The organism is Roseateles sp. P5_E11, assembly GCF_054049355.1.
In genome coordinates, this window is the sequence record NZ_JBFUMO010000171.1 from 1 (window position 1) to 10,708 (window position 10,708).

Here is a 10,708-nt window from a genome sequence, read left to right on the forward strand (position 1 = left end):
CCCTGGTTCTGCGGCTCGTCCTGGCACCAGACGATGTCGGTGGCGCTCGGGTACTTCTTCAACTCGGCCGCGAAGGCCTTGTGCGGGAAGGGGTAGAGCTGCTCGACGCGCACGATGGCCACGTCGGCGGACTTCTTCTCGGCCCGCGCCTTGACCAGGTCGTAATAGACCTTGCCCGAACAGACGATGACGCGCTTGACCTTCTCGGCATTCAGCGCGGCGTCCTGTTCACCGATGATGGTCTTGAAATCGCCCTTGGTGAAATCGGCCAGCGGCGAGGTGGCATCCTTCGCGCGCAGCAGGCTCTTGGGCGTCATGATGACCAGGGGCTTGCGGAACATGCGCAGCATCTGGCGGCGCAGCACGTGGAAGATCTGCGCGGCGTTGGTGGGCTGCACGACCTGCATGTTGTTGTCCGCGGCCAGCTGCATGAAGCGCTCCAGGCGCGCCGAGCTGTGCTCCGGGCCCTGGCCTTCGTAGCCGTGCGGCAGCATCATCGTCAGGCCGTTGGAGCGGCCCCACTTCACTTCGCCGGAGGCGATGAACTGGTCGATGACGACCTGGGCGCCGTTGACGAAGTCGCCGAACTGCGCCTCCCAGATCGTCAGCGTGTTGGGCTCGGCCGCGGCATAGCCGTACTCGAAGCCCAGCACCGCTTCTTCAGACAGGATGGAGTCGATGACGGTGAACGGTGCCTGGCCTTCGGCCACGTTCTGCAGCGGGATGTAGGTACCGGCGTCCCAGTTGGCGCGGTTCTGGTCGTGCAGCACGGCGTGGCGGTGCGTGAACGTGCCGCGGCCGCTGTCCTCGCCGGACAGGCGCACTGGGTAGCCCGAAGCCACCAGCGACGCGAAAGCCATGGACTCGCCCATGCCCCAGTCAATGTTGACTTCGCCGCGGCCCATCGTGGCGCGGTCGGCGTAGAGCTTGGCGACGAGGTTGTGGGCCGCGAAGTCCTTGGGCAGCGTCGTGAGCTTCTCGGCCAGGCGTTTCCACTCGGCCACCGGAATGGCGGTGTCACAGCTGTCGGTCCACTTCTTGCCCAGGAAGGGCGACCAGTCGGTGGCGAACTTGCTCTTGAAGTTGGTCAGCACCGGGTCGACGGTGTGGCGGCCTTCGTCCATGGCGGCGCGGTAGGCCTTGACCATGTCGTCCGGGCCTTCGGCCGGCAGCACGTTCTGCGCCACCAGCTTGTCGCCATAGACCTTGCGCGTGCCGGGGTGGGCGGCAATCTTCTTGTACATCAGCGGCTGGGTCAGCGCCGGCGTGTCCTGTTCGTTGTGGCCGAGCTTGCGGAAGCAGACGATGTCCAGGACGACGTCCTTCTTGAACTCGGCGCGGTAGTCCATGCACAGCTGCGTGGCCCAGACGACGGCCTCAGGGTCGTCGCCGTTCACGTGCAGCACCGGCGCTTCGATCATCTTGACGACGTCGGAGCAGTACCAGGTGGAGCGCAGGTCGCGCGGGTCGCTGGTGGTGAAGCCGAYCTGGTTGTTGATGAYGATGTGGACCGTGCCGCCGGTGCGGTAGCCGCGCGTCTGCGCCATCGCCAGCGTTTCCTGCACGACGCCCTGGCCACCGAAGGCCGCGTCACCGTGCACCAGCACCGGCAGCACCTGGGCGCCTTCGCTGTCGCCGCGGCGGTCCTGGCGGGCGCGCACGCTGCCTTCAACGACCGGGTTGACGATTTCCAGGTGGGACGGATTGAAGGCCAGGCTCAGGTGCACCGGGCCGCCAGGCGTGGACACGTCGGAGCTGAAGCCCTGGTGGTACTTCACGTCGCCGGCCGGCAGGTCTTCGGCAGCCTTGTGCTCGAACTCGGCGAACAGGTCGGCAGGCATCTTGCCCAGCGTGTTGACCAGCACGTTCAGGCGGCCGCGGTGGGCCATGCYGATGACGATTTCCTGCACGCCGCGCTCGCCGCCACGCTGGATCACTTCGTCCATCGCCGCGATGAAGCTCTCGCCGCCTTCCAGCGAGAAACGCTTCTGGCCGACGTACTTGGTGTGGAGATAGCGCTCCAGGCCTTCGGCCGCGGTCAGGCGGTCGAGGATGTGCTTCTTCTCTTCGGCCGAGAAGGTCGGCTTGCCGCGCGCCTTCTCCAGGCGCTCCTGCCACCAGCGCTTCTCGCCGGGGTCGGAGCCGTGCATGAATTCGGAGCCGATCGAGCCGCAATAGGTCTCGCGCAGGGCCTGCACGATCTGGCGCAGCGTCATCGTCTCGCCGCCGAAATAGCTGTTCACGGCGCTGAACGAGATGTCCATGTCGGACTCGGTCAGGTCGTAGAACGCCGGGTCCAGCTCGGGAATCTTGGGGCGCTCGGCGCGCTTGAGGGGGTCCAGCTCGGCCCAGCGGTTGCCGAGGAAACGGTAGGCCGCGATCAGCGACTGCACGTGCACCTGCTTGCGGGCGACGGCCAGATCGGCGCTGGAAGCCTTGTTGGCGAAGGCGTTGGCCTTGGCGCGCTGGGCGAATGATTCGACGACCGGCGCATGGGCCACGTCGCGCGCCTCGCTGCCATCCACCGCGGGGACATGCTGCAACGCGTCGAAATAGGCGCGCCAGTTGTCCGGGACGGAACCCGGGTTGTCGAGGTAGGCCTCGTACATCTCCTCCACATACGGCGCGTTTCCGCCGAACAGGTAGGAGTTGGACCTGTATTGCTGCATCATCTTTCGCTCACCTCATGCCCCGGTTTCCAGGGAGTTGGCTGGTTGAAGAACCTTCCGCGACACGGCTCGACCGGTTGGCGGATTGCGACCCACCTCTGCTGTTGCCAGGGGCAACTGCAAAAGGGACGGGAAGGAATAAAAGTATCAGGGGCGGACTCTAGCACTCCGGGTTTGCCCGACAAGGTGGACGGGGTGCGACAAAGTTCACGCACCGGGATGCAGCAAAGTTGACTGGCCCGTAAACTTGGTGGTCGCGCCAGCCCCGAGATTGAATGGTTGAACGCGAGGGACATTCAGGAGATCCCAGATGCAAGTCCAGGTCGTTGACTACCGCGCGCCCGACGCCGCGGAGAAGTTCACCCGCTCCCTGCACGAGACCGGTTTCGGCGTGCTGACCAACCACCCGATCCGCCAAACCCTGGTCGAGAAGATCTACGCCGACTGGCTGGCCTTCTTCAACAGCGAGGCCAAGCATGGCTACGCGTTTTCCAAGGAAACCCAGGATGGGTATTTCTCGACCGCCATCTCGGAAACCGCGAAGGGTTCCAAGCAGAAGGACATCAAGGAGTACTTCCACGTCTACCCCTGGGGCCGCATCCCCGAGCAGTTGAAGGAAGACGCCCTCACCTACTACCGCGAAGCCAATGCGCTGGCGGAGGAACTGCTGGGCTGGGTGGAGCGTTACACGCCGCCAGAGATCGCGGCCAAGTACCGCGAGCCACTGTCGAACATGATCCAGGGCAGCAGCAAGACCCTGCTGCGCGTGCTGCGCTACCCGCCGTTGACGGGCGAAGAGCCGGTGGGCTCCATCCGCGCCGCAGCGCATGGCGACATCAATCTGCTGACCATCCTGCCCGCCGCCAACGAGCCGGGCCTGCAGGTACTGGGCACCGACGGTGCCTGGCACGACGTGCCCTGCGACTTCGGCACGTTGACCATCAACATCGGCGACATGCTGCAGGAAGCCTCCGAGGGCTATTACCCGTCGACCCAGCACCGCGTGGTGAACCCGACCGGCGAAGGCGCGAAGAAGAGCCGCGTGTCGCTGCCGCTGTTCCTGCATCCGCGCGACAACGTCGTGCTGAGTGATCGCTATACGGCCGACAGCTATCTGAACGAGCGGCTGCGCGAGTTGGGCGTGAAGACCTGAAGGCCTGCCTTCAGTGCAAAGGGCGCCACGGGCGCTTGCCCGCCGCTACTTTCCGCTGGGTCGCGCTGCAAGCGCTCGGGCTGTCGGCCGGTCAACATAGCGCGCAAAGATCGTCTCAAGCGTGCCGTCGGTGCGCATCAGCTCGATCGCGTTGCGCATCTTGTCGACGTCGACGGCCGCAACCCGCTGGCGCGACAGCACGAGCCCCAGGACTGCGTTGTCCTGCGGCGCGAAGTCGAGGATTTGGACCTTTCCGTCCAGCTGGTTGCGCGTGAGTAGTGGGGCCCAGACCACCGGTTGGCTGAGGAAGGCATCGACGCGCCCTACAGCAAAGACTCTGGCGAGAACTTCCAGATCTGCCACTTCATCGATGCGGCCTTCGCGACGGAGCGATTCGATCCAGGGGTCCAGCGTTGCGCCATGGACAAAACCCTTGACTACACCCAGGCGCAGAAACTTTCGCGCCCGGAACTCGTCCATGGTCTTCGTCGTGGCAGCCAGCTCGTTGCGCACGATCAGGTAGTTGCGATTGTTCAGGACATAAGGAACGAAGTGCGCAAACCTCTGCCGCTCAGGCGTTTCTATGCCCGAGACCGTCATGTCAAGCGCACCCCCGGCCAGCGCCGTCCAGGTTCGCACGCGGGACTCCATGACTCGCACCAAGGAGCAGCCCGTGCGCCTGCTGACTTCCTCGACGACGTCGCGGTCGATACCGACGTAGTCGCCTGCGGCGTTCTTGAAATACAGCAAGCCCGTTTCGTAAAAGGCCACTTGATACGGCCCGCAGGGACTTTCATGGGCCTGCAGTCCAGCACTGGCGAACAGAGTCGCCACCAGACAAGTCAGGACCGGCTTCATCTCTTGAGTTTAGAACTCGGACGGCTGGAGGGTGGCCGTTGGCAGGGCCACTCATGGAGATGAAGCTCTCGCAAGCTCCATTGGCATCGCCTGGAGCGCCTGATACACCAGCAGCGACGCGTGCGCGTCGTTGGCCGCGTACTGCAGCTGCTGGGGGCTGAGCTTGCGGGTGGCCCAGTTGGAGGTGGTGACTTTCTTGGACTTGGGCATGCGCTGGCCCAGCACGATGGCGACGGCTGCCCTGAGGCCGACGGCCTGCTGGAAACCCAGTCGCCGCACCATGTGCGAAACATCGACCCCACCGCTGAGCTGCACGCCCAGCTTCCTGTGCAAGGGCACGCGGTCAGACACGATGCCGAACCCCACCTTGACGATGACCTCAGACTCAAGGATGGCGCGCAGGAAGCCTGCAGTCTCCGGCGCCTCCGTATGCACGATGAAGGCATGCCCGGCGGTCGCGAACTGCACGATGTGCGGCCCCGTCTGCTCGCCCCCAGCGACGAACATGGGCTTGCTCTCGGTGTCGAAGCCGACATGCCCGGCCAGGCGCAGTTCTGCTTCAGCGAAGTCGCATTGGTCCGCGTCGCGAAGCACGTGGATCCGGTCGAGCGGCAACGCGGGGTAAGGCGGCAACGCTGCTATCTGTTCGCTCGTGGGTCTCTCCATCGCTTCAGTATGACCTCCTCGTATCCACCGCAACCCAGTTGACCTCCCAGGTCACGCCCCCATCGGCTGAAAACGCCTGTTCGAAGCGACAGCGGTCGGTGCCGAGGGATTCAATGGCGAAGCGCACCAGGATCTGGCGGCCATTGAAGTCCTCGGCGCTGTAGAAGAGGCCACGTGGGCTGCCGCCGAAGCCACCCACCATCGGCGCGGCGAGCGTGCCCGATGCAGCGTTGGCGAAGTTGAGCGTCCACCTTTGCCGCTGCACCTCGAAGAGCCGCAGCGACAAGCCCTGGATGCGCCCCTCGGGGCCCGAGACGTCCAGTTCGACGAGATTCGCGCGACCGCCCAGCAGCGGGTGCACGAGGGTCGTGCCCGTGTACTCGGCCCAGGTGTCGGAACCGCTCAGGGGCCGCAGGCGGCGGCGCAGCGACGTGTACCACTTGCCGTGCTCGAATTCGAAGTCCTGCGGCGCGCCCGCCGGCGTTGCGGGCAGCGGCGGCGCGCTGGCTGCCGGTGCGGCGATGGCACTGGCGCCGGCGACAACGAGCAGGGAAGCGGCAGTGCGGCGGGTGTGTTGGGAAGGCATGAACTCGGATGGGTGACTAGACTGACCCGGTTCACTCTATGCAGCACCATGTCCACTGCCAAGAAGGCACCTGCAGGTAACCGTCCTCGCCCGGCGCGTGGCAACGCCATCCCCGGCTGCGCGCTGACGGCGGCGCTGGCGGCCATCGGTGGGCGTTGGAAGTTGTTCGTGGTGTACCGGCTGGCCGATGGCCCGCTGCACTTCGCGGCGCTGCGGCGCAGCCTGCCGGACGTGTCGGCCAAGGTGCTGGCGGAGCAGCTGCATGAGCTGCAGGCCGACGGCCTGGTGAGCCGCGAGCGCACGGGGCCTGTGCCGGCCGTTGTGCGATACGGGCTCACGCCGCATGGGCTGTCGGTGCTGCCGGTGGCCGAGGAAATCCGTCGCTGGGGCGCAGCGCATCAAGCCGCTTGCGCAACTGCCCCACTGGACGTCGGCGTCGACGCTCGCGCGACCTGCGTCGTCACCTCGCCATCACCACATGCATCGCCTGGCCCGAGCTTTCGCACTCGGTGACGCGCCAACCGAGGGCCGGCATGTCCAGGCCACCCAGCAGCGACTCGCCGCTGCCCAGCAGCACCGGCGAGATGGCCAGGTGCATCTCGTCGATCAGACCGGCCTGCAGATACTGACGAATCGTCTGAGCACCGCCGCCGATGCGCACGTCCTTGCCCGCGGCGGCGTGCTTCGCCTGCCGCAGCGCGGCTTCGATTCCGTCCGTCACGAAATGGAAGGTCGTGCCGCCTTCCATCTGCAGCGGCGGCCGGGCGTGGTGGGTCAGCACGAACACAGGTACGTGGTAAGGCGGATTGGCACCCCACCAGCCCTTCCAGGTCTCGTCGGGCCAGGGGCCGCGCACGGGGCCGAACATGTTGCGGCCCAGGATCCAGGCGCCGACACCCTCGAAGCTGCGCACCGCGAAGCGATCGTCGGCACCGGTGCTGCCGCCTTCGCTGCCGAGCATCTGCTTGAAGGTGCGCGTCGGGAACATCCACTCGTGCAGTTGCTCGCCGCCCGCGCCCAGCGGCGCCTCCAGGCTCTGGCGCGGCCCTGCCGCGAAACCGTCGATGGAAATGCTGAAGGCGGCGACTCTGACCTTGGACATCTTGAACTCTCCTGTCGTGCGGTGTGGTGGGAGGGACGGTGCCTGCGTGGAGCCTAACGTCTCGCAGCGTGGACTCAAGCGCCGGGCAACCGCAGGCCGCACAAGCCGGCCACGATGAGTGTCGATACCGCGGCCGCGGCGATCAAACCCGCCATCCAGCCGCGGTTGACGCTCGCCGGCCGCCAGCCATGCGCCAGCAGCACGCTGCGCAGGCCGCTGCACAGGTGGGCGAGCACACAGAACACGCCCAGCGCATAGTGCGGCAGCAGGCGGATGTTCCACGCGTCCAGCAGCAGGCCCTGCGGCGCGCCCGAGGCCCAGGCCCAGTCGGTCTCGATGCCTCGCAAGGTGCGCGCCGACACCAGGGCCGAGTTCATGTGAGTGAGCAGGAAGAAGCCGAGATAGACACCTGTCATCACTTGCACGGCGCGGTAGACATCCATGCGCAACCGGCTCCAGCGCCAGGCCAGCCACGCGCCAAGGCAGAGCTGCAGCAACAGCAGCGCCACCAGCATGGCTTCGACCGCGGGCATGCGGTAGACGCCGCGCCCAGCCTTCATGACGGCCGCATGCGCTTGCGGGCCCAGCAGCCCGAACAGGTGGTTGACGAGGTGAAAGCCGATGAAGGCCAGCACCATCGCCGCCACCACGCCATGGGCAGCGCGCGCGGTCATGTCCGCCGGCGGGGCGGTCACGGGCTCGGCCCTGCGGGGGGCCGCCCACGCCCACAGGCCAGCGGCCAACCATGCGGCCACCCAAGCCAGCGGCTCGGAGATCGGGCGGCCCAGCACGCCCAACAGGAAGGCGCAGAACACGAACAGCGGCGGCGCCGCGACGCCCAGCAGGGCCAGTCGGCGCGCCCGGAGTTCGAAGACCGAGCGGGGCGCCGCGCGGGCCGCGCGCAGCCACAGCAGCGCGGCGACCAGTGGCATCGCGAAGGCGGCCAGCAGCGGCAGCGCCGCGAGAGGCCATTGCGGGCCGACGGCATGGAAGGCCCGCAGCCAGAACGGGTAGCTCATCGCCGCGAGGGCCGGCGCGAGTGCGAGGGCCTGCCGGGCCGCGGAGAGCGGTGCCCTGGCGCCCATGTCGGCGGTGGAGGATCGAAGCTGCGTGTCCATGACCCAGACTCTCCCGGAGAATGGCCCGATCCAACAGAGCCAAATCCGCGCGAATTGACTGGGCCATGAGCGCACCGCCATCACTCTCCCCGCTGGATGCGCTATGCCTCGAAACCGCGTCGGCCCAACCGTTGCAGGACCAGGTCTACCAGCGCATCCGTGAGGCCATCGCCGACGGGCGGCTGGCGCCGGGCGAGCGCCTGCCGTCCACGCGCAGCCTGGCCGCCCAGTTGAATGTGGCCCGCGGCACCGTTGACGCAGCCTATGGGCGGCTGGCCGGCGAGGGTTGCATCCTTGGGCGCGGTGCTGCCGGCACCGTGGTGGCGCCTGACCTGAAGCCGGGCAGCCTGGTGGCGGGCGCGACGCCCGCGATCGCGCAGGTAGCGGCCTTCATGCTGCCCGACGACTACCTCTGGCCCTTTCGCGGCGGCCTGCCGGCGCTGGACCTGTTCCCACGCACGCTCTGGGCCAGCCTGACGGCCGGCGCGGCACGGCGTCTGGACGCGCAGCGCTTCTGCTACCCCGACCCGCGCGGCCTGCCGGAACTGCGCGCCGCCATCGCGGCCTACCTGCTGGTGTCGCGCGGCATTGCGTGCGACCCCACTCAGGTCTTCGTCACGGCCGGCTACCAGGCCGCGCAGCAACTGGTCGTCGGCCTGGTGGCGCCGCCTGGCACGGAAGTCTGGTTCGAAGATCCCGGCTACCGCTTCGCCCGGCGCGCGCTGGAAGCGGCGCAACTGCAGTTGACCTTCATCCCGGTCGATGCGGCCGGCCTGGACGTGGCCTATGCCCGGCAATACCACCCGGCCGCCCGGCTCGCCGTCGTCACGCCTGGCCACCAGAGCCCGCTGGGCGTGGCGCTGTCACTCCAACGCCGCCAGGCGCTGCTCGACTGGGCCCAGGCCGCCGACGCCTGGGTGCTGGAAGATGACTACGACAGCGAATTCCACTACGTCGGCCGCAAACCGGCAGCACTGAAAAGCGTCGACCGGCGCGACCGGGTGTTCTATGCCGGCAGCTTCAGCAAGACGCTGTTCCCCGGGCTGAGGCTGGGCTATCTCGTCGCACCCGCGGCCTGGGTCGAGGCCACGGCCGCCGCCTGCGAACTGTCCCACCGCGGCCATGCCCAACAGGAACAGGCCGCCCTGGCCGCCTTCATGGCCGGTGGCCACTACGCCCGGCACCTGCGCCGCATGCGGCTTCGCTATGCCGAACGCAGCGTGGCGCTGACCCGCGCTCTCCAAGCTGAGTTCGGCAACGGCATCGCGCTGGCGGCTCCCGAGGGCGGCCTCACGCTGCTGGCCCGCTTCCCCGGACACGAGCCGGACACCGGCCTGGTCCTGCGCGCCCGCGCTCAGGGCCTGGCGCCGTCGGCGCTGTCCGCCCATGCCGTGCAGCACGAGGCCGGCCAGGGCCTGTTGATCGGCTTCACCAATGTCAGGACCGAACAGGCGAGCGAGGTGGCAAGCCGATTGCGGCAGGCGCTGCGGTCCGGGCCATCTTCTGGCCCATGATTCAACCCATGGGCCAGACACGGATCATCCAAATCCACCCCGGCGCGCCGCCCAAGCCCGCGTTCGGCCAGGCTTGCAACGGCTGCGGCGTCTGCTGCCTGGCCGAGCCCTGCCCGCTCGGCGTCGTGCTGAGCCGGCGCCTCAAAGGTGCATGCGTCGCACTGCGCTGGGRCGGCGCACGCTATGTGTGCGGCGCACTAGCGGCGCAACCGAGCGGCTTCATCGGGAAGTTGGGCGGCTGGCTGGTGAAGCGCTGGATCGCCGCGGGTGCCGGTTGCGATTGCTCACTAGAACCCGAGGGAAAACCGTAGCCGGCACCCCCGGGGTCGCGGCTAGTATTTTTGGCTTCTGCCGTCCTGCCATTCTCAAGGAAAGCCGCATGAAATCTCTGCTCCGACTCCTGCCCCTGCTGGCCGCACTGACGCTGGGAGTGGCCACTGCCGCCCCACTGCGCTGGGCCGCACAAAACGACATCCTGACGCTGGACCCGCACTCGCAGGACCACAACACCTCCAACGCCATCGGCACGCACATCTACGAGGGGCTGACGCGGTTGAGCAAGGAGTACCGCCCCGAGCCGTCGCTGGCGACCAAGTGGACCTACCTCTCCCAGACCCAGGTGCGCTTCGACCTGCGCAAGGGCGTCAAGTTCCATGACGGCTCGCCCTTCACGGCCGACGACGTCGTCTTCAGCTTCGGCCGCATCACCCAGCCCCAGGRCACCAAGCAGACCTATGTCTCGGGCATCAAGGAGGTCAAGAAGATCGACGACCACACCGTCGACTTCATCCTTGAGGCGCCGACGCCGATGCTGCTGCAGAACATCATCAGCTTCCCCATCATGAGCAAGGTCTGGTCAACCAAGAACAACACGACCAACACGCAGGACTACAAGGCCAAGGAAGAGAACTTCGCGAGCCGCAATGCCAATGGCACCGGGCCCTACAAGCTGGTGAGCTGGCAGCCCGACCAGGCCGTCAAGATGGTGGCCAACAAGGACTGGTGGGACAAGAACCCGGGCAATGTCACCGAGCTGAGCTAT

At 67.1% G+C, this 10,708-nt stretch carries 11 protein-coding genes; 5 read left to right on the top strand and 6 right to left on the bottom strand.

What is annotated here, in order from left to right; genetic code table 11:
* Positions 1-2,672: 2-oxoglutarate dehydrogenase E1 component (locus ACXJKR_RS14460; protein WP_457323424.1), on the bottom strand; the 2,672-nt coding region annotated here is incomplete at its 3' end.
* A gap of 307 nt (positions 2,673-2,979) precedes the next feature.
* Here ACXJKR_RS14460 and ACXJKR_RS14465 point away from each other — a divergent pair.
* On the top strand, positions 2,980-3,822 hold the full coding sequence (locus ACXJKR_RS14465; RefSeq protein ID WP_056198202.1) for an isopenicillin N synthase family dioxygenase: 843 nt from the start codon (positions 2,980-2,982) through the stop codon (positions 3,820-3,822).
* Positions 3,823-3,867: 45 nt separating this feature from the next.
* Here ACXJKR_RS14465 and ACXJKR_RS14470 read toward each other — a convergent pair whose 3' ends face one another.
* From ACXJKR_RS14470 to ACXJKR_RS14480, 3 genes are read right to left on the bottom strand one after another with little or no spacing between them, the layout of a single operon-like run.
* Positions 3,868-4,680 carry a substrate-binding periplasmic protein gene (locus ACXJKR_RS14470; RefSeq protein ID WP_457323425.1) on the bottom strand — a complete coding sequence of 271 codons (813 nt, stop codon included), beginning with the start codon at positions 4,678-4,680 and terminating at the stop codon, positions 3,868-3,870.
* Positions 4,681-4,731: 51 nt separating this feature from the next.
* Positions 4,732-5,346, bottom strand: a complete 615-nt coding sequence (locus tag ACXJKR_RS14475) for a 3'-5' exonuclease (protein ID WP_457323426.1) — start codon at positions 5,344-5,346, stop codon at positions 4,732-4,734.
* Between the two features lie 4 nt (positions 5,347-5,350).
* Positions 5,351-5,932 carry a hypothetical protein gene (locus ACXJKR_RS14480; RefSeq protein WP_457323427.1) on the bottom strand — a complete coding sequence of 194 codons (582 nt, stop codon included), beginning with the start codon at positions 5,930-5,932 and terminating at the stop codon, positions 5,351-5,353.
* 48 nt (positions 5,933-5,980) lie between these two features.
* Here ACXJKR_RS14480 and ACXJKR_RS14485 point away from each other — a divergent pair, with 48 nt between their 5' ends.
* Entirely contained in the window at positions 5,981-6,445 is a 465-nt protein-coding gene (locus tag ACXJKR_RS14485) for a winged helix-turn-helix transcriptional regulator (RefSeq protein WP_457323428.1), read from the top strand.
* Here ACXJKR_RS14485 and ACXJKR_RS14490 read toward each other — a convergent pair.
* On the bottom strand, positions 6,393-7,034 hold the full coding sequence (locus ACXJKR_RS14490; RefSeq protein WP_457323429.1) for a dihydrofolate reductase family protein: 642 nt from the start codon (positions 7,032-7,034) through the stop codon (positions 6,393-6,395). The two genes, ACXJKR_RS14485 and ACXJKR_RS14490, sit on opposite strands and share 53 nt — an antisense overlap.
* A gap of 74 nt (positions 7,035-7,108) precedes the next feature.
* The gene (locus ACXJKR_RS14495) at positions 7,109-8,152 is read right to left on the bottom strand and encodes a hypothetical protein (protein WP_457323430.1); all 1,044 of its coding nucleotides are present in this window, start codon (positions 8,150-8,152) and stop codon (positions 7,109-7,111) included.
* Positions 8,153-8,217: 65 nt separating this feature from the next.
* Between ACXJKR_RS14495 and pdxR the strand changes: the two genes are divergently transcribed.
* The 3 genes from pdxR to ACXJKR_RS14510 form a co-directional block, all read left to right on the top strand.
* Positions 8,218-9,666 carry a MocR-like pyridoxine biosynthesis transcription factor PdxR gene (gene pdxR / locus ACXJKR_RS14500; protein WP_457323431.1) on the top strand — a complete coding sequence of 483 codons (1,449 nt, stop codon included), beginning with the start codon at positions 8,218-8,220 and terminating at the stop codon, positions 9,664-9,666.
* Complete coding sequence (locus ACXJKR_RS14505) at positions 9,663-9,977, top strand: hypothetical protein (RefSeq protein ID WP_457323432.1); 315 nt, start codon at positions 9,663-9,665, stop codon at positions 9,975-9,977. Before pdxR ends, ACXJKR_RS14505 begins: the two co-directional genes overlap by 4 nt.
* A 68-nt stretch (positions 9,978-10,045) precedes the next feature.
* On the top strand, positions 10,046-10,708 hold a 663-nt coding region (locus ACXJKR_RS14510), incomplete at its 3' end, for an ABC transporter substrate-binding protein (protein WP_457323433.1).

What these genes read in the sequence shown, in the direction of transcription:
- pdxR (WP_457323431.1), top strand. Translation starts at nt 8,218, where the DNA reads ATGAGCGCACCGCCATCACTCTCCCCGCTGGATGCGCTATGCCTCGAA.
- ACXJKR_RS14480 (WP_457323427.1), bottom strand. Translation starts at nt 5,932, where the DNA reads ATGCCTTCCCAACACACCCGCCGCACTGCCGCTTCCCTGCTCGTTGTC.
- ACXJKR_RS14470 (WP_457323425.1), bottom strand. Translation starts at nt 4,680, where the DNA reads ATGAAGCCGGTCCTGACTTGTCTGGTGGCGACTCTGTTCGCCAGTGCT.
- ACXJKR_RS14495 (WP_457323430.1), bottom strand. Translation starts at nt 8,152, where the DNA reads ATGGACACGCAGCTTCGATCCTCCACCGCCGACATGGGCGCCAGGGCA.
- ACXJKR_RS14485 (WP_457323428.1), top strand. Translation starts at nt 5,981, where the DNA reads ATGTCCACTGCCAAGAAGGCACCTGCAGGTAACCGTCCTCGCCCGGCG.
- ACXJKR_RS14475 (WP_457323426.1), bottom strand. Translation starts at nt 5,346, where the DNA reads ATGGAGAGACCCACGAGCGAACAGATAGCAGCGTTGCCGCCTTACCCC.
- ACXJKR_RS14465 (WP_056198202.1), top strand. Translation starts at nt 2,980, where the DNA reads ATGCAAGTCCAGGTCGTTGACTACCGCGCGCCCGACGCCGCGGAGAAG.
- ACXJKR_RS14490 (WP_457323429.1), bottom strand. Translation starts at nt 7,034, where the DNA reads ATGTCCAAGGTCAGAGTCGCCGCCTTCAGCATTTCCATCGACGGTTTC.